18 protein-coding genes are annotated in these 17,623 nt (G+C 70.5%); 10 read left to right on the plus strand and 8 right to left on the minus strand.

The window, feature by feature from the left end:
* Positions 1 to 53: 53 nt before the first annotated feature.
* Entirely contained in the window at positions 54 to 722 is a 669-nt protein-coding gene (locus AB0M35_RS13015) for a class F sortase (RefSeq protein ID WP_363744775.1), read from the plus strand.
* A 40-nt stretch (positions 723 to 762) separates the two neighbouring features.
* On the opposite strand, the gene AB0M35_RS13020 is transcribed toward AB0M35_RS13015, so the two are convergent.
* The 3 genes from AB0M35_RS13020 to AB0M35_RS13030 all read right to left on the minus strand — a co-directional run bounded on the left by AB0M35_RS13020 (position 763) and on the right by AB0M35_RS13030 (position 2,988).
* Positions 763 to 1,074: an antibiotic biosynthesis monooxygenase gene (locus tag AB0M35_RS13020; protein ID WP_363744777.1), complete on the minus strand. Its 312-nt coding sequence runs from the start codon at positions 1,072 to 1,074 to the stop codon at positions 763 to 765.
* 86 nt (positions 1,075 to 1,160) lie between these two features.
* Positions 1,161 to 1,958: an exodeoxyribonuclease III gene (locus AB0M35_RS13025; protein WP_363745213.1), complete on the minus strand. Its 798-nt coding sequence runs from the start codon at positions 1,956 to 1,958 to the stop codon at positions 1,161 to 1,163.
* A gap of 118 nt (positions 1,959 to 2,076) precedes the next feature.
* The gene (locus AB0M35_RS13030; protein WP_363744779.1) at positions 2,077 to 2,988 is read right to left on the minus strand and encodes a PAC2 family protein; all 912 of its coding nucleotides are present in this window, start codon (positions 2,986 to 2,988) and stop codon (positions 2,077 to 2,079) included.
* A 191-nt stretch (positions 2,989 to 3,179) separates the two neighbouring features.
* Here AB0M35_RS13030 and AB0M35_RS13035 point away from each other — a divergent pair, with 191 nt between their 5' ends.
* A complete protein-coding gene (locus tag AB0M35_RS13035; protein WP_363744781.1) occupies positions 3,180 to 3,950 on the plus strand; it encodes an EcsC family protein in 771 nt (256 codons plus the stop codon).
* Here the strand turns inward: AB0M35_RS13035 and AB0M35_RS13040 are convergent.
* The gene (locus AB0M35_RS13040) at positions 3,938 to 4,786 is read right to left on the minus strand and encodes a GDSL-type esterase/lipase family protein (RefSeq protein WP_363744783.1); all 849 of its coding nucleotides are present in this window, start codon (positions 4,784 to 4,786) and stop codon (positions 3,938 to 3,940) included. The genes AB0M35_RS13035 and AB0M35_RS13040 overlap by 13 nt on opposite strands.
* Positions 4,787 to 4,966: 180 nt before the next feature.
* Here AB0M35_RS13040 and AB0M35_RS13045 point away from each other — a divergent pair, with 180 nt between their 5' ends.
* From AB0M35_RS13045 to AB0M35_RS13055, 3 genes are read left to right on the plus strand one after another with little or no spacing between them, the layout of a single operon-like run.
* Entirely contained in the window at positions 4,967 to 5,230 is a 264-nt protein-coding gene (locus AB0M35_RS13045; protein WP_363744785.1) for a DUF6343 family protein, read from the plus strand.
* Between the two features lie 14 nt (positions 5,231 to 5,244).
* Positions 5,245 to 6,657 (plus strand): NADP-dependent succinic semialdehyde dehydrogenase, encoded by a 1,413-nt coding sequence (locus AB0M35_RS13050; RefSeq protein WP_363744787.1) that lies wholly within the window; start codon positions 5,245 to 5,247, stop codon positions 6,655 to 6,657.
* A 41-nt stretch (positions 6,658 to 6,698) separates the two neighbouring features.
* Entirely contained in the window at positions 6,699 to 7,688 is a 990-nt protein-coding gene (locus AB0M35_RS13055; RefSeq protein ID WP_363744789.1) for a TIGR03885 family FMN-dependent LLM class oxidoreductase, read from the plus strand.
* Positions 7,689 to 7,789: 101 nt separating this feature from the next.
* Here the strand turns inward: AB0M35_RS13055 and AB0M35_RS13060 are convergent, their stop codons facing one another.
* Together AB0M35_RS13060 and AB0M35_RS13065 are read right to left on the minus strand one after the other, a co-directional pair.
* On the minus strand, positions 7,790 to 8,311 hold the full coding sequence (locus tag AB0M35_RS13060; protein ID WP_363744791.1) for a GNAT family N-acetyltransferase: 522 nt from the start codon (positions 8,309 to 8,311) through the stop codon (positions 7,790 to 7,792).
* 75 nt (positions 8,312 to 8,386) lie between these two features.
* Complete coding sequence (locus tag AB0M35_RS13065) at positions 8,387 to 10,999, minus strand: glycoside hydrolase family 9 protein (RefSeq protein ID WP_363744793.1); 2,613 nt, start codon at positions 10,997 to 10,999, stop codon at positions 8,387 to 8,389.
* A 214-nt stretch (positions 11,000 to 11,213) separates the two neighbouring features.
* Here AB0M35_RS13065 and AB0M35_RS13070 point away from each other — a divergent pair, with 214 nt between their 5' ends.
* A complete protein-coding gene (locus tag AB0M35_RS13070; protein WP_363744795.1) occupies positions 11,214 to 11,942 on the plus strand; it encodes a protein phosphatase 2C domain-containing protein in 729 nt (242 codons plus the stop codon).
* Between the two features lie 242 nt (positions 11,943 to 12,184).
* On the plus strand, positions 12,185 to 13,411 hold the full coding sequence (locus AB0M35_RS13075) for an epoxide hydrolase family protein (protein WP_363744797.1): 1,227 nt from the start codon (positions 12,185 to 12,187) through the stop codon (positions 13,409 to 13,411).
* A gap of 173 nt (positions 13,412 to 13,584) precedes the next feature.
* Here the strand turns inward: AB0M35_RS13075 and AB0M35_RS13080 are convergent, their stop codons facing one another.
* Together AB0M35_RS13080 and AB0M35_RS13085 are read right to left on the minus strand one after the other, a co-directional pair.
* A complete protein-coding gene (locus tag AB0M35_RS13080) occupies positions 13,585 to 13,785 on the minus strand; it encodes a DUF397 domain-containing protein (RefSeq protein WP_363744799.1) in 201 nt (66 codons plus the stop codon).
* A gap of 43 nt (positions 13,786 to 13,828) precedes the next feature.
* On the minus strand, positions 13,829 to 14,671 hold the full coding sequence (locus AB0M35_RS13085; RefSeq protein ID WP_363744801.1) for a helix-turn-helix transcriptional regulator: 843 nt from the start codon (positions 14,669 to 14,671) through the stop codon (positions 13,829 to 13,831).
* Positions 14,672 to 14,799: 128 nt separating this feature from the next.
* On the opposite strand from AB0M35_RS13085, the gene AB0M35_RS13090 reads away from it, so the two are divergent.
* From AB0M35_RS13090 to AB0M35_RS13100, 3 genes are read left to right on the plus strand one after another with little or no spacing between them, the layout of a single operon-like run.
* The gene (locus AB0M35_RS13090) at positions 14,800 to 15,441 is read left to right on the plus strand and encodes a GPP34 family phosphoprotein (protein ID WP_363745215.1); all 642 of its coding nucleotides are present in this window, start codon (positions 14,800 to 14,802) and stop codon (positions 15,439 to 15,441) included.
* A 42-nt stretch (positions 15,442 to 15,483) separates the two neighbouring features.
* Positions 15,484 to 17,013: an APC family permease gene (locus AB0M35_RS13095; protein ID WP_363744803.1), complete on the plus strand. Its 1,530-nt coding sequence runs from the start codon at positions 15,484 to 15,486 to the stop codon at positions 17,011 to 17,013.
* Positions 17,010 to 17,609, plus strand: a complete 600-nt coding sequence (locus tag AB0M35_RS13100) for a GNAT family N-acetyltransferase (RefSeq protein WP_363744805.1) — start codon at positions 17,010 to 17,012, stop codon at positions 17,607 to 17,609. Before AB0M35_RS13095 ends, AB0M35_RS13100 begins: the two co-directional genes overlap by 4 nt.
* Positions 17,610 to 17,623: the final 14 nt, after the last annotated feature.

The following is a 17,623-nucleotide window of genomic DNA, read 5'->3' on the forward strand; positions in this document are numbered from 1 at the left end:
GCCACCCGGCACGCGGTTCCGCCGGCCCGGCCCGCCGGACCGGTTCCGCCGGTGTGCCCCCGGCCGGCGGTCGGGTTCGCCGGGCCACACGGTCCGGTCGGAGTCCCTGGTCGCTGCCGCTGGCCGTGGTGCTCGTACTGCTCGGGATCTTCGTCACCGGTGCCGGGCTCGGGCGCAGCGTCGGCGATCCGCTGGAGTGGGCCACCGCCGCCGGTAGCGGCGACGAGGCACCGGGTCGCGGTGCGACCGCCGCGCGTGACGCACCCCGGCCGGTGAGCCTCACCGTCGCGGCGGTCGACATCTCCGCGCCGGTGAAGCCGGTCGGCGACGCGCCGGACGGCACGATCGCCGTACCGCCGTTGAGTCGGCACGAGGAAACCGGCTGGTACGACCGGGGGCCGGTGCCCGGCGAGCCCGGTCCCGCCGTCATCGTCGGCCACGTGGACACCAAGAGCGGCCCCTCGGTCTTCTACGACCTGCACAAGCTCCGTGTCGGCGACACGGTCGAGGTGAAGCGGGAGGACGGTTCGGTGGCGGTGTTCACCGTCGACTCCGTCGAACACTTCCCCAAGGACCAACTGCCGGCCGATCGGGTGTACGGCCACGACGGCCCGCCGGGCCTGCGGCTGATCACCTGCGGCGGTCAGTGGGTCGGTGGCCCGACCGGCTACGCCGACAACGTCATCGCCTTCGCCACCCACACCGCGACCCGCCCCGCCTGAGCAACGCCAAGCCTCACAAGGTGGTCAGGCGTGCCGTGGTTCAGGGAACCTGCTGGACGACCTCGAATTCGAGCAGGGTGGCGCCGGAGGCGACCGGTGGGCGCTGCTCGGCGCCGGGCGGGGCGGCGTGGGCGGCGCGGGCGGGCCCGGCGGCCCAGTCCTGGTAGGCCTGCTCGCTCTCCCAGCGGGTGTACACGAAGTATCGACTCTCGCCGGCGACCGGGCGCAGCAGCTCGAAACCGAGGAAACCGGGCGAATTCTGCACGGCGTGCGCCCGTGCGGCGAACCGCTTCTCCAGTTCCTCGCCGGCGCCCGGTGGTACGTCGATCGCGTTGATCTTCACAACTGCCATGCCCTCACCCTAGAGCCGTGCCCAGATCCCGGTACGGCGATGCCCGTCGGAAGTGGGTTCTCGCACCAGGATCGGGTGTGTTTCCCTCAGAAGGCTTCGACGACCGGGGTGGGGTCGGCGTCGACGACGACGGGGGCGTGATCGGAGGGCAACTTGCCCTTGCGGGCCTCCCGGTCCACGTACGCCGAGCGAACCGTACGGGCGAACGGCGCCGAGGCGTACACCAGGTCGATCCGCATGCCCTTGTTCTGGTGGAACATGCCGGCCCGGTAGTCCCAGTACGTGAACGGATGCGGCCCCTTCATCGGGGTGGGCACCACGTCGACGAGGCCGAGGTCCCGCAGCGCCGCCAAGGCGGCCCGTTCGGCCGGTGTGACGTGGGTCGACGTGGCGAACAGGGCGGGATCCCACACGTCGTCGTCGGTCGGGGCCACGTTGAAGTCGCCGCAGACCGCCAGGGCCGTGGCGTCGGTCAACTCGGCGTCCAGTGTGTCCCGCAGGGCAGCCAGCCAGGCCAGCTTGTAGGCGTAGTGCGGGTCGTCGGGAGTGCGTCCGTTCGGCACGTACACCGACCAGACGCGGACCCCGTCGCAGGTGGCGGCGATGGCTCGGGCCTCGGGCTCGGGAAAGCCCGGCTCGCCGGGAAAACCGACCGTGACATCGGCCAGGCCGATCCGGGACAGGATGGCCACCCCGTTCCACCGGCCGTCGCTGTGGCTGGCCACGGTGTAACCCAGGGCGCCCACCTCGGCCACCGGGAAGGCCCCGTCGGGGCACTTGGTCTCCTGGAGGCAGACCACGTCCGGCTCGGTGCCGGCCAACCAGTCGAGCAGCCGGGGCAGGCGGGCCTTCACCGAGTTCACGTTCCAGGTCGCCAGGCGCATGGTGTCAGCCTGCCGCATCCCGCCCCACCCTGCTTGCCGCCACCCGGCCACCCGCGAGGTTGTTAATAAGGGGCCCCTGCTCTGCACCAGGCGTTAACAAGGTGCCCTTCCTTGCATCTCATTCGTTGTTGGGGCGGGTTTGTTCGGCCAGGAAGCGTTCCAGTTCGGCGCCGAGTTCCTCCGCCGTGGGCAGGGGGCCGTTCTCCGCCGCGAGCAGGTTCTGACCGCTACGACCACGGGCGTACGCGTCGTACTGCTCCTCGAGTGCCTGGACCAGGGTGACGGCCTCCTCGCTCTGCGCCACCTGACGGTCGATCTCCACCCGGACCGCCTCGGCGGCCGAACGCAGCCCGTCGCGGGGCAGCAGTAGTCCGGTGCTGCGGGACACCGAGGCGAGCAGCACCTCGGCGGCGGCCGGGTACTCCGCCTGCGCCACGTAGTGCGGCACGTGTGCGGCGAAACCCAGCGCGTCCCGGCCGGCCTCACCCAGGCGGAACTCCAGCAGGTGGCCCACGCTGCCGGGCACCTGGACCCGTTGCAGCCACGGCTCGTAGCCGACGATCAGTTCACGGCGGGTGGCGTGCGCGGTCACTCCGGCAGGCCGGGTGTGCGGCACCGCCATCGGGATCGCGTTGAGCCCGACGGTGAGGCGTACGTCCAGCCGGGCGGCCAGCCCGGCGACGGCGGCGGTGAACCGCTCCCACTGCAGATCCGGCTCCGCCCCGGTGAGCAGCAGGAACGGCGTCTCGTCGTCGTCGTGCAGCAGGTGCAGCACCAACTCCGGAGTGTCATAGCTCTCCCAGTGATCCTCCACGAAGGTCATCACCGGACGGCGGGAGCGGTAGTCGAAGAGTTGGTCCAGGTCGAAGCGGGCGATCGGACGGGACTCCAGCGAGGTCAGCAACTGCTCGCGGGCCAGCCGACTGGCATTGCCGGCGTCGACGAATCCGGTGAGTGCCTGGATCAGGACCGGTTGCCCGAGGTTGGGCAGATCGTCGGTGAGTTCATAGAGCTCGTGTGGATCGAGCACCGGTGTGGCCTCCCTGATTGCGCGTAACGGGTTGCCCGGGTTGGCGGCCTCCCGATCGCCAGAACGTACCCGCCATCCTGACGCATTCCTGCCGCGCCGGTCCGCGCGGCCTGGATTCGTCCCAACCCTGCCCGAATAAGACGTTGCGAGCCGGGGGTACATATAAGTCGGCACCGTAGAAGGGAGAGGCGATGAGCGACCCGGCACCGGCCGACGGCCAGCCCGGTATCCCGGCGGCGTCGAACCCCCGACCCGCGGACGAGGCCACCGAGGCGCCACCGGTCAACCTCTGGGACCGGATGCGCCGGGACCCGCAGTACGCCCCGGAGCATCTCGCCCTGGAGGCGGTGCGTCGACTCGGTCCGGAGGCGGCCAGATGGGTCCGGCAGGCCCGGGTGGAGCAGCCCGCCGCCACCGCCGAATCCCTCGCCGAGCAGGCGGTACGCCGGTTCGTCAACCAGGCTCGGCTCTCCGGTGCCGTCTCGGGCGCCGCCGGGCTGCCCGGCGCGGTGCTCGATGTCGGCGTGCTCGCCTGGACCCAGGCCCGCATGGTGCTGCACATCGCCGCCGCCTACGGCGCGGATCCGGCGCACCCGGACCGCGCCACCGACCTGTTGGTCCTGCAGAAGGTGCACAAGGTGGCGGCGAGCGCCCGGCTGGCCCTGGGGGTGGCGGCCGGCCGGGAGCGGGCCGGGGCCCTGTTCGGCGGTGGCGGCCAGACGACGATCGGCCGGGCGATGCTTCGGCTCGGGGTCCGGCTCGCCCAGATGGCCGGGGTGCGGGCCGCGAAGCGGATTTTCGCCAAGGTCGTGCCGGGCGCCGCCATCATCCTGGGCACCTGGGCGAACTCCTCGGCCACCAAGAACCTCGCCGAACGCTCCCGCGCCCATTACCGTCAGCACGGCCACCCGCACATCCCGGCGCCTCGCCGTTCCCCTGAAGACGACGATCAGTCGGCGTAGCCGGAGGACCGCCAGGTCACCTCGGCGAGTCGGGACTGGCCGGCCGTGTTGGGGTGGAAGTAGTCCAACACGTTCACCAGGTCCAGGTCGAACTTGACCCGATGCACCGCGCCGCCGTCGTATCGACACCGGGAGCCGTACGCGCGGCAGGCGGCCGACAGTTGTCTGTTGTAGGCGGAGATCCGCTCCTTGAACGCTGTCCGTCGGGCCCGGTCGGCCGGTGCCGTCGAGGTCGGGTCGGCCAGCAGCGCCGGACAGACGCCGCGTCGCCAGGCCCGTGCCGCGCGTGAGTCGTCGTGGCCGACCTCCCAGAGCCGGTACAGGTTGGGGATGCTGACGACCAGCACGCGGGCCTTGGGGCGACCTTCGCGCAGCACCCGCAGCCCTCGGTCGATCTCGGCCCGGAATTCGGCCACCGGGGTCATCGTGTCGATCGTGCCCCGGCAGGCGTCGTTGGCCCCGATCAGCACCGTCACGTAGTCGGCGCGGTCGCGTACCGCCGCCTCCGCCTGGCCGGCCAGCGCGGCGGCCCGGGCTCCCGGACGGGCGTGGTTGTACGCCTTGTCCCGCAGTTTGGGGTTGCGGTCGAGCAGCCGGCGGTAGTGGCTGTCGACCCGCAGTCCCGACCCGGTCGACCAGGAGTTGCGCTCGCAGGAGGTGAGGACGAGGCAGGAGCCGAAGCCGGTGCTGATGGAGTCGCCGAGGGCGGCGACCACCTTGGGTGAGCCGGGCGGGGGAGTGCCGGTCGGTCGGGGGGTCGGCTCTCCGCCCGCCTCGCAGGCCAATGCGACCAACGCGAGCAGGCAGACGGCGGCGGTTGTCCAGCGTCCAGGCACGATTTCCCCAGCCTCATAGCGTGCAGCGACGGCATGGTGACTGTACGCGCGGGCCGGGAGGCGTTCATGCCGTCTTGTCGGAGATGTGGCAGAGCCCTGTCGCCGTGCCGACGAGCGTGCTAAGCGGCGCGCAATCCGTCGGCGACGGTTAGTCCGGGTGGTGGGGGGTAGGTGGGGGTGATGACGAGATCACAGCCCCGGCGTGCCCGCGGCACGGTCGGCCACGCGTACAGCGCGCTCAACCTGCGGCTCGTGCTGGCCAGCTTCGGGCTCGTCACCATGGTCGTTTTCGCGGTACTGGCGTTCCGTGCCGACCTGGCCTGGCTCGGCGTCGTCTGCGCGATCTTCGCGGTGGTCGCGGTCGTCGACCTGGCCGTCATCCAACGCCGCCGTGCCGCCCGCCGCCGTGAGGAGCCCGGTGTGCGGCACTCGCTCTTCGAGTGACGGGAGAAGCCCTGATGACCATCGCCACCACCAACCCCGTTACCGGCCAGGTGCTCAAGACGTACGAGCCGATGTCGGGCGAGCAGCTCAGCGGTGCGATCGAACGGGCCGATCTGGCGTACCGGCAGTTGCGCGGCACCACCATCGACCAGCGTGGGCGCTGGCTGAACGCGGCGGCGGACCTGCTGGAGGCGGAACGCGACGACATCGCCCGGCTGATGACCACCGAGATGGGCAAGACGTACGCCGCCGCCAAGGCCGAGGTCACCAAGTGCGCCGCCGCCTGCCGCTTCTACGCCGCCCATGCCGCCGAGTTCCTCGCCGACACCCCGGCCGCCGCCAAGGCGGTCTCCGCGACCCGGGCGTTCGTCCGCTACCAGCCGATCGGGCCGGTGCTCGCGGTCATGCCCTGGAACTTTCCGCTCTGGCAGGTCGTACGCTTCGCCGCCCCGGCCCTGATGGCCGGCAACACCGGGCTGCTCAAGCACGCCTCCAACGTGCCGCAGACGGCGCTGCTGCTGGAGGACGTGATCCGCCGTGCCGGCTTCCCCGAGGGCGCCTTCACCACCCTGCTGGTCGGCTCCGAGGCGGTCGAGCAGATCCTGGCCGACCCCCGGGTACGCGCCGCGACGCTGACCGGAAGCGAGCCCGCCGGCCGGTCCATCGCCCAGATCGCCGGCCGCGAGTTGAAGAAGACGGTGCTGGAACTGGGCGGCAGCGACCCGTTCGTGGTGATGCCCTCGGCCGACGTGGAACTGGCCGCCGAGGTGGCCACCACCGCGCGCTGCCAGAACAACGGTCAGTCCTGCATCGCGGCCAAGCGCTTCATCGTGCACACCGACGTCTACGAGGCCTTCGCCGAGGCGTTCGCGCACCGGATGTCGGCGCTGCGCGTCGGCGACCCGATGGACGACGACACCGATGTCGGGCCGTTGGCCAGTGAGCGGGGCCGCGACGAGGTCGACGCCCAGGTCCGCGACGCGGTCGACAAGGGAGCCACGGTGCTCTGCGGTGGGGAGAAGCCCGCCGGTGAGGGCTGGTTCTACCCGCCGACGGTGGTCACCGACCTCGATCCGACCATGCGGATGTGGGCCGAGGAGGTGTTCGGGCCGGTCGCCGGGCTGTACCGGGTGTCGTCGTACGACGAGGCGGTCGAGGTGGCCAACGGCACCGCCTTCGGGCTCGGCTCGAACGCCTGGACCCGGGACCCGCAGGAGCAGGAGCGCTTCGCCACCGACCTGGTGGCCGGGGCCGTCTTCATCAACGGCATGACCACGTCCTATCCCGAACTGCCCTTCGGTGGGGTGAAGAACTCCGGGTACGGCCGGGAGTTGTCCGCCCAGGGCATGCACGAGTTCTGCAACATCAAGACGGTCTGGATCGGGGAGGGCGTGGCCGGCGCCGGGGCCGGCGCCCACGCCGAGTAGCCCGGCTTACTTTCCTGCCGGCCTGGGTAGGGAAGCCGGGCATGACGGCGATCGGTTTCCACGCTTCCCACGAGCAGATCCATCCGCGCGCCCTGCTGGAGGCGGTGTGCCACGCCGAGCAGGTCGGCTTCGACGCCGCCATGTGCTCCGACCACTTCGCACCGTGGAGCGAGCGGCAGGGGCATTCCGGGTTCGCCTGGTCGTGGCTCGGTGCCGCACTACAGGCCACCGGGCTGTCGTTCGGTGTGGTCAACGCGCCGGGCCAGCGTTACCACCCGGCGATCATCGCGCAGGCGATCGGCACTCTGGCCGCGATGTACCCGGGCCGGTTCTGGGCCGCGCTGGGCTCCGGCGAGGCCGCCAACGAGCACGTCACCGGCGACGCCTGGCCCCGCAAGGACGTCCGTAACGCCCGGCTGCGCGAGTGCGTCGAGGTCATCCGGGCGCTGCTGGCCGGCGAGGAGGTCAGCCACGACGGCCTGGTCCGGGTCGACCGGGCCCGGCTCTGGACCCGCCCCGAGCAGCCGCCGGCGCTGGTCGGCGCCGCGGTCAGCGTCGAGACCGCCCGCTGGTGCGCCGAGTGGGCGGACGGGTTGATCACCGTGAACGCCTCGACCGAGCACCTGCGCCGCATCATCGACGCCTACCGGGAGGCCGGTGGTCGCGGGCCGGTGCACCTCCAGGTGCATCTGAGCTGGGCGAGCACGCAGGCCGAGGCCGAGGCGATCGCGTACGACCAATGGCGCAGCAACGTCTTCGCCCCGCCGGTCTGCTGGGACCTGGACACCCCCGAGCACTTCGACGTGGTCTCCGCGCAGGTGCCGATGGCCCGCCTGGCCGAGGTCGTCAACATCTCCGCCGACCTCGCCCGACACACCGCCTGGCTGGAGGATTACATCGACCTGGGCTTCGACCAGATCGCACTGCACCACGTCGGCCAGGACCAGCGCGGTTTCTTGGACGCCTTCGGCGACCAAGTCCTCCCCAAACTGCCCCACACCCCCCGACAGCTCCCCCCTGTCTCACGTTGATCATGAGGTTAGCTGTGCTTGGGAGATCGACAACTGCCGCTAACCTCATGATCAACGCGTGAGGGGTGGGGGTGGGGGTGGGTGGGGGGTGGGGGTGGGGGTTAGGGGTGGCGGGTTAGGAGTTGGCCGGGCCATGGGGGGTGGCCGGGGCGGTCCAGGGTGAAGCGGTCGGTGGGGGTGAAGCCCTGACGTTCGTACCAGCGCACCAGGGCGCCGTCGTCACCGGCGTAGCAGTCCACCCGCAGCAGGGTGACGCCGCATTGCCGGGCGAGGTCGGCGGCGTGCGCCAGCAGCCGGCCACCGATCCCCGATCCGGCGTACGCCCGGTCGGTGACCAGCAGGTTCACATAGAGTTCGGGTTCGGTGGCCGGTGGCACGTAGTCGTTGGCCGTGCCCACCACCAGCGCGCCGACCGGCCGTTCGTCCACCTGCGCCAGCCACAGCCCGCCGCCGCTGCCCCAGCCGTCGGCCTGGGCGATGCGGCGCGGGTCGGTCGAGGCCGGCTCGCTGCCCCACTGCCCGGTATGTCCTCGCGCAACCAGCCAGGCGGTGGCGTCATCGAGCAGCCGCAGCACCGCCGGCACGTCCGCCGGCCCTCCGGGGCGCAAAAGGAGATCGTCCACGGCCCCATCCTGCTATCCCCTCGTGGGGGTGGGGCCGGGTGGGGCGCCGGTCGCCGACGGCGCCCCACCCGGGGATCAGGAGACGGTGCAGGCCGCGCCGTTCACCGTGATCAGGTACGGGCCAGGGTTGGCACCGCTACCGGTGGTGGCGTTGAAGCCGAACATCGCCGTGCCGCCGGGGGCGATCCGGCCGTTGTACGACTCGTTCTTCGCGGTCATCGTGGCACCGGACTGCTTCACGTCGGCCATCCACGCCTCGCGCACCTTGGCGTCACCGGTGAACGCGAACTTGGCGGTCCAACCGTTCAGCGTGGTGGTGCCGGTGTTGCGGATGGTCAGCTGGCCGGTGAAGCCGGTGCCGCCCTGCCAGGAGCCGTAGTTGGTGTACGTCACCGAGCAGCTGGGTGCCGGCACCGCCGCCGAGTCGCCCTGGTCGGCGAGGAACGAGGCGATCCAGGACAGCGCGGAGTTCCAGTTGATCGCCACCTCGTTGGTCGAGTAGGAGGCGATGTCGTCGACGTAGCAGAACATCGGGGCGCAGCCGGCGAGCAGCTGCTCCACGAACGGGTCCTGCAGGTCGGCGTTGGGACCGCCGGCCAGCGAACCGGCGGGCGGCTTCGGCATGCTCGGGTCGAGCTGGTAACCGAAGATGCGGCTGTGCTGGTTCTGCGCCGCGTGCTCGCCCCAACCGGTCACGAACGAGATGTTCAGCGCGTTGCGGCCGAAGATGTAGTCCATCGTCTGCACGGCGCCGTCGCGGTACTTCGCCTGCCCGGTCAGGTCGAAGGCGGTGGCCATCACGATCGCGTTGTTGATCACGTTGCTGTTGCCGCCCCAGAAGTAGCTGCTGGGCTCACCGGGCATCGGCAGCCCGTACGCCTGCTGGGCGATCTCGGCGAGGTAGCCGTCGGCGGCGTCGGTGACCGACTTGCGGATGCGGGTCACCTCGGCGGTCGGCAGCCCGCTGGGCACGGTGGCCAGGTCGAGGCGGCCCAGTGCGGCCACGCTCTGCCAGCCGAAGCCACGGGCGTCGAACACGTCACCGGTGTGGTGCGGCGAGGCGGTCAGGTCGGCCAGGTAGGTGGCCCCGCCGGTGGTCAGGTACAGCTCGGCCGCCGCCCAGTAGAACTCGTCGGTGACGTTGCTGTCGTCGTACGCGCCGCCGCCGTTGCCGTCCGTCGGGCTGGCGTACCGGGTCGGGTTTGCCTTCGCCGCGGCGTAGGCGGTCTTCGCCGCGGTGCCGCAACGCTGCGCGAACGCCGCGTCGTACGGGGCGAACAGTCGGGCGCACTGGGCCGCGACGGCGGCCAGGTTCAGCGTGGCGGCAGTGGACGGCGGGTGCAGTTCCCGCAGCTCGTCGTCATCCTCGGGCTGCAACGGCAGCCCGGTCCAGTTCTGGTCGTGGATCTTGTGGTGGGCCATCCCGGCCAGCGGCTTGCCGGCCGGCACCTGCATGCGCAGCAGGAACTCCAGCTCCCAGCGGGCCTCGTCGAGGACGTCCGGTACCCCGTTGTCCCGCTCGGGCAGCCGCAGCGTGCCGTCGCCGAGAGCGGCGCCGAACCCGGCGGTGGCGGCGTTCTTGGTCCGCTCGAAGGTGCTCAGCAACTGGTGGGTGGCGATGCCGCCGTTGACCACGTACTTGCCGTGGTCGCCCGCGTCGTACCAGCCGCCACGTACGTCGAGCCGGTAGTCGCAGACGCCGGGCTGGCAGGGTACGTCGGTGTCGCCCTGGTTGGGTGCGACGCCCAGGTGGCCGGCCGGGCGGGCGTACTCCTCGCCGACCAGGTCACCGTCGATGGCGATGCCGCTGCGCTGGATGTAGAAGAACTGCAACGCGTCGGAGCGCAACTGCTCGTAGAGCGTGCCGGAGATGTCGAACGGGTGGCTGACCTCGCCGTCCACGGTCAGCGTCACGCCCTGCCCCGGGGTGCGGTACGACGAGAAGTCGACCGAGTGGACGTTCTGGGCCGACGCCGGGTCGACTCCGCGCGGGGTGGTGGTGCCGCTGGCCAGCACCGCACCGGAGGCGGACTTCAGCTGCCAGGGCAGCGCCTCGGTGGTGTCGGTGACCACGGTCGCGTTCTTCGGCCCGTGCGGCAGGTAGCCGACCTGGTTGACGCGCACCCGCGGGCCGGTGTCCGGCTCGTACGGCTCGGGAGGGTTACCACCGCGCAGCGAGACGTTGTCCAGGCAGACCGTCTGCTCCTGGGCGGCGCCACCGACCTGGAAGATCAGCTGGGCGCGGCTGTCGTCGGTCGGGGCGACGAAGGTCCGCTCGACGCGTTGCAGGGTGGGCGTGGCGGCCGCGATGACCGAGTAGTAGCCGGTGTAGGGCGCGCTACCGAGTTGCAGCACGGCGGTCACCGAACTGCCCGGAGTCGAGCGGACGTCGAAGCCGAGGGTGTACTCGGCACCGGCGATCAGCGGAACGCCGTCGTGACCGATGCCGGCGTCCCACGGGTTGGCCAGACCGCCGGCGACAGTGGTGCAGAGCTGGCCGTCGGTCACGCCGAGCGGGCCGGTGCCGAAGGAGAACCAGGGCGACGAGCCGTTGCTGAAATCGCCGTTGTTGATTTGTTCGGGGGCGTCTGCCGGGGGGTCGGCGTACGCGGTGCCGGCGGTGGTGCCGGCCAGCGCCACGGCGGTTGCCGCAGCGAGTACCGCGAGACGACGTCGGGGTGGCGTCACGGGGGATCCTTCCGACGAACGGGACGGGCGAATGGTGGCAAGAAATCTGGGAGCGCTCCCAGGTATCGGGCATGTTTCCAGGCACGGCCGACCGTGTCAATCGATCGCATCCGATCCTCTTCGGGGTCGGTCAGCAGTGAGATTCGGCGCGCCACGCCCGGTCGTCCCGATCTCCTAGAGACAACCGCGCCCTTCGCCTGGCAGGCTGCGTGCCATGACCCTGAAGCTACGTTCTGCCGGAACGAGCGACTGTGGGCTGATCCGCAGCGGTAACCAGGACGCCCTGCACGCCGGTGCCTGGCTGGTCGCGGTCGCCGACGGCATGGGCGGCATGGCCGCGGGTGACCTGGCCAGTTCGATCGCCATCGAGGCGATGGCGCCGCTGGACGTGGAGACCCCCGAGGACGCGTTGGTCGCCGCGTTGCAGAGCGGCATCCAACTGGCCAGCGGCCGGATCCGCCAGGCGGTCGTCGAGGATCCGCAGCGGCAGGGGATGGGTACCACGCTGACCGCGTTGCTGTTCGCGCGTACCGGCAGCTGCCTGGCGTTGGCGCACGTGGGCGACTCCCGGGCGTACCTGTTCCGTGAGGGCGTGCTCAAGCAGATCACCCGGGACGACACCTTCGTGCAGATGCTCGTCGACCAGGGGCTGATCACCCCCGACCAGGCCGGCAGCCATCCCCGCCGGGCCGTGGTCACCCAGGCCTTGCAGGGCGACGAGGTCTCACCGACGTACGCGACGATGCTGCCCTGGGCCGGCGACCGCTGGTTGCTCTGCAGCGACGGGTTGTCCAACGTCGTGAGCGCCGACACCCTGACCGAGGTGCTGGCCGACTACCCGGACCGTCAGGAGTGCGCGCGGCGGCTGATCGATCTGGCGCTGCGCGCCGGTGGGCCGGACAACGTCACGGTCGTCGTCGCGGACGTGGTCGACGAGGGCTGAGCCGGCCAAAGGGCGGTACCGCTTTCGGTATCTCGCCGAACACCGTGAGCGGGCACGGACGGGACGTTGCTCCGAGGGCGCTCGCCGTCACGGCGGTGAGACCTAGTGTTGGGCTGAGGCGGCCTGGTTCTCGACAACCGACCTGGCCGAGACAGCCGTCGTCTGCGGGATGCGCGCACGCGAAGGGCGACGGTCGGCAATCCCACCTGCGTGATCCTGATCGACGGGGACAGGAGACCTGCATGGCTGTCAAGACCGAAGCGCCGGTACGCACCGAGCAGATCCGGCCGTTCACGGTGCAGATTCCCGAGGCGGAGCTCGACGCGTTGCGCAGGCGCATCGCGGCCACCCGCTGGCCGGAGAAGGAGACCGTCGACGACCAGTCGCAGGGCGTGCCGCTGGCCACCATCCAGGCACTCGCGCGTTACTGGGAGAACGAGTACGACTGGCGCAAGGTCGAGGCGAGACTGAACGACCTGCCGCAGTTCCTGACCGAGATCGACGGCCTGGACATCCACTTCATCCACGTCCGGTCCCGGCACGAGGATGCGCTACCGCTCATCGTCACGCACGGCTGGCCCGGGTCCGTGATCGAGCAGCTGAAGATCATCGGGCCGCTCACCGATCCGACGGCGTACGGCGCATCCGAGTCTGATGCCTTCCACCTGGTGATCCCGTCGTTGCCCGGCCACGGCTTCTCCGGCAAGCCGTCGGTGCCGGGGTGGGGACCCGAGCATGTCGCCCGCGCCTGGACGCAACTGATGAGGCGGCTCGGCTACACCCGGTTCGTCGCCCAGGGCGGCGACTGGGGCGCGATCATCACCGACCTGATGGGGATGCAGGCGCCGGCGGAGTTGCTCGGCATCCACACCAACATGCCCGGCGCGGTGCCACCCGACCTCGACGCGTTGTTCCAGTCCGACATCTCCGGGGCGACCAACGCGCTCGGCTCCCTGCCGGCCGGTCTCAGTGCCGAGGAGAGGCACGCCAGCGAGCAGTTGGACTTCGTGTGGAAGCACGTCGCGTACGCCCTGATGATGGCGACCCGACCGCAGACGCTCACCGCGCTGGCGGATTCACCGGTGGGCCTGGCGGCGTTTCTGCTCGACCACGACGCCCGTAGCCTGGACCTGATCTCGCAGGCGTTCGCCGGGCGTCAGGTCGGCCTCACCCGCGACGACGTCCTGGACAACATCACGCTCTACTGGCTGACGAACACGGCGGTCTCCGCGTCCCGCCTGTACGCGGAGAACCCGCTTTCCTTCTTCGCCACCAAGGGGGTCTCCGTACCGGCTGCGGTGAGCGCCTTTCCCGACGAGCTGTACCAGGCCCCGCGCAGCTGGGTCGAGCGTGCGTATCCGAATCTCGTCTACTACCACCGGCTGGACAAGGGCGGGCACTTCGCCGCCTGGGAGCAGCCGGAGATCTTCGCCGAGGAACTCCGCGCCGGTTTCCGGTCGCTGCGCTAGCGATGTCATGAGCGCCGGCGGCGTCGCGGCGAGAGGTCCAGGCGCACGTCGAGGGAACCGCCCGAGTCAAACGCCATCGACGTGGCGCACGGCCGACTTCGGACAGCGGCAGTACCCCACAGAAGGGGTACTGCCGCTGTCCGAAGTCGGTATGCGTCTCGGCGTGGAACGGGTCAGCGATCGTCGGCGTCGTGCAGGCCGACGATGAAGGCGTTCCAGGCCGACGGTGGAAACGTCAGCACCGGCCCGCCGCGATCCTTGCTGTCCCGCACCGCGACCTGACCGTCGAGTGTGGCGACCTCCACGCAGTTGCCGTTACCCACACTGCGGGTGCTGGTGCGCCACTTCGCTCGGGACGGGTCGAGCGCGGTCATCGCGATCCCTTCATCGATACTGAGGGTGATCGCGCCTGCGCGATCACGTAAAGTAGCGAGAGGCTTCTTTGAGACGGATCAGGGACGCCGCAGGATCCAGCGCCAACCGCCGCAGCCTTTCGTGTACAAGGCTATACGAGCGCACCTGCGCGACCTCCTCCAGTGCCAGGCCTGTCGTGAGATTTTCCAGGTAGACCACAGCGGCGTCGGCGGCGTCGGCGAACGTGAGGATCACGTACGGCGAGTTCAGGGCGGGGTGCCCGCCCGCCTCGAACGGAAGTACCTGGATAGTGACGTTCGGTAACTGAGCGACATCCTCCAGATGGGACAGTTGTCCCGCCATCACGGCTCGATCGCTGACAGGGCGTAACAGGACGGCCTCGTTCAACACCACCGACAACTCGACCGGAGGGTCGCTGCGCAGCACGTCCTGCCGGCGTAGCCGGGCGGCGACCTTGCGGTCGAGGTCCTCCTCGCCGGCGGTCAGGCGGTAGACCTCCCGGGCGTACGCCTCGGTCTGGAACAGACCGGGTACCGCCTCGGCCTCGTACGTGCGCAGGGTGGCGGCCTCGGCCTCCAGGCCGACGTAGAACTCGAACCACTCCGGCAGTACGTCGCTGTAGTGCTGCCACCAGCCGCGTTGCTGGGCACCACGGGCGATCTCGATGAGTGCCTCGGCGTCGTTTCCGGTCACCTGGTAAAGCGCCAGCGCGGCGCGGACGTCGCGTGGCTTGATGCCGATCTGGGCGTTCTCGATGCGGGACAGGTTGCTCTTGGACATGTCCAGTTGCCGGGCGGCGACATCCAGGGTCATTCCGGTGCGTTCGCGCAATTGGCGTAGTTCCCGGGCGATGCGGCGGCGGCGGACAGTGGGGCTCGCGGTCACCCTCCGAGTCTGTCATGGGAAAAGTCGCAGGTCGGTCCAGCACGGAGTGCAACTGTCGAATCCGGGAGTTGCATTGCAGTTGCCCTGGGTGCATCCTTGCCCGGAGCCAGCGATCACAATGGACGGCGATTCGGGGAGGACGTTTGCTCATCGCCGACGAGTTCTTCCTGATCGCTCACAACGACGTCCGAGGCAGGGCGAAGCTGCATCCGGCGGCTACCGGCCTCGGACTGGCCGGCGGGCTGCTCGGTGAGCTGGTCCTCTATGGACACATCACCGTCACCAACGGCCAGGTCAACGTGATCGACCGCCGCCCGCCCGCCGACGCGTTGGCGCACACCGTGCTGGACCAGTTGATCGGTGAGGCACAGCACCAGTCGGTACGCACCTGGCTCAGCTTCCTCGCCCAGAGCGCGGTGACCTCGGTGGGAGAGCGGCTAGCCCGCGCCGGCGTGCTACGCCGGCAGGAGAGCCGGCGGCTGCTGCGCACCACCGTCAGCTACGTACCGATCGATCCCAACGTGGCCGCCTGGCCGGCCACCCGGCTGCGCGCGGTGCTGGAACGCGCCGACCCGCCCAGCGTGCCCGACGCGCTGCTGCTCGGTCTGGTCGCCTCCGCCGGGTTGACCCGGGAGGTGCTGTGGAGCGCCGGCCCCCGTGCCCATCACCGGCTCAATCTGATCATCCCCGCATTGCCGGCGCCGCTGAAGGAACTCGTGGCGCACACCGAGGCCGCGGTGGGCGCGGCCGTGCTGCGCGGCATTCCCTGAGCCGGCCTCCCTACACCCCCTCATTCTGAACCGGAGCAGTTCATGTCCTCCACCGTGACATCCCAGCGACCGAGCAACGTCTCCGAGGCGTTAGCCCGTGGCCGGCTCGGCGTACCCTCCGTGGTCTTCTTCGTCCTCTCCGCGGCAGCCCCGCTGACCGTGGTCGCCGGGGTGGTCACCACCGGCTACGGGGTCATCGGAGTGCTCGGCATTCCGCTGGCCTTCCTGGCGGTCGCCGCCGTGCTGGCCGTGTTCTCCGCCGGATACGTGGCGATGGCCCGCAGGATGGCCAACGCCGGCGCCTTCTACGCCTATGTCGCGCGGGGCCTGGGCCGTCCCGCCGGGGTGGGCGCGGCCTGGGTCGCGTTGCTCGCCTACAACGCGTTGCAGGTCGGCCTCTACGGCACCATCGGCGCGGCGGCCACGCCGGTGCTGGACCGGCTGTTCGGCATCACACCGCAGTGGTGGCTCGTGGCGCTGGTGGCCTGGGCGATGGTGGGGGCGCTCGGCCTGCTCAGGGTGGACATCAACGGCATGGTGCTGGCCGGGCTGCTCTGCGCCGAGATCGCCATCATCGTGCTGTTCGACCTGGGCCAGTTGAGTAACCCGGCCGCCGAAGGCGTCAGCTTCGCGGCCTTCTCGCCGGACAACTTCTTCGTGCCGGGCGTCGGCGCGGTCCTGGTGCTGGCGATCCTCGGCTTCGTCGGCTTCGAGGCCTCGGTGGTGTTCAGCGAGGAGAGCAAGGACCCGAAGCGGACCGTGCCGATGGCCACCTACCTGTCCGTGGCGATCATCGGTGTGGTCTACGCGCTCTCCTCGTGGAGCATGACCGTCGCCGTGGGGCCCGACCGCATCGTCGAGGAGGCCGGTACCCAGAGCATCGACCTGATCTTCAACCTCGCCGGGGCGCACCTGGGTGACACGGTGCTCACCATCGGGCAGGCGCTCTTCCTGACCTCGGTGCTGGCCGCCATGATCTCGTTCCACAACACCACCGCCCGCTACGCCTTCGCGCTCGGCCGGGAGCGGGTGCTGCCGGCGGTGTTCGGACGTACCTCGCCGGTCACCGGCGCGCCCCGGGCCGCCTCGCTGGCGCAGAGCGCGCTGGGCCTGGCGGTGATCCTGCTGTACGCGGTCAACGGCTGGGATCCGGTGCTTCAGCTGTTCTTCTGGCTGGGCACCAGCGGCGGATTCGGTGTGCTGCTGCTGATCGCGACGACCGCGATCGCGATCATCATGTATTTCGCGCGCAGTGGTGAGCAGGAGACCCTGTGGCGTCGGCTGATCGCCCCCGCCATCGCCGCCGTCGCGCTGATCGCGATCATCGTGCTGGCCGTGCAGAACTTCGCCAACCTGCTCGGCGTGGCGCCCGACTCGCCGCTGCGCTGGATCTTCCCGGCGGTCTACCCGGTGGCCGCCGTACTTGGTGTGCTCTGGGGCGTGGTGCTGCGTCGCAGCCGCCCCGACACGTACGCCCGGATCGGGCTGGGTGCGGAGAGCACCGCGGCGGTCGTGGGGCTGCCATCCATGGGCGACGAACCGCCGCGCCACACGGCGGAGGCGCGGCGATGAGCCGGGCGTACATCGAGCGGCTCGGCCCGGCCGACGCCAGGTGGGTGGCCGAACGGATCGCCGAGTCGTTCCTGGTGCTGGACGCGACCCGGTGGCTGGTGCCGGACGAGGCCAAGCGGGAAGCGGTGCTGGCCGACCAGTTCGAGATCGTGGTGGCACACGCCCTGCGGCACGGGCTGGTGTTCGGCACCGCGGGCCGTACCGGCGTGGCCGTGTGGCTGCCGTCGATCGGTGATCCGCTGCCCGTGCCGGAGGACTACGACGACCGGCTGGCCGCCGCGTGCGGGGAGTGGACGCCTCGTTTCGCGCACCTCGACGAGTTGTTCGCCGCGAACCATCCGCACTCCGACCACCATCACCTGGCGTTGCTGGCCGTGCGACCGGACCGTCAGGGCAAGGGCATCGGGAGCGCGTTGCTGCGACACCACCACGCCTGGCTGGACGCCAACGGCGTACCGGCCTACCTGGAGGCGAGCAGCGAGACCAGCCGGGACCTGTACGCGCGACACGGCTACCAGGTCTCCGAGCCGTTCCACCTGCCGGACGGCACGCCGTTCTGGCCGATGTGGCGGGAGCCGGTCACCGACCCGCTATGACCGTGGACACGACG

It is taken from the genome of Micromonospora sp. NPDC051196, assembly GCF_040682415.1.
Lineage (GTDB): Bacteria > Actinomycetota > Actinomycetes > Mycobacteriales > Micromonosporaceae > Micromonospora.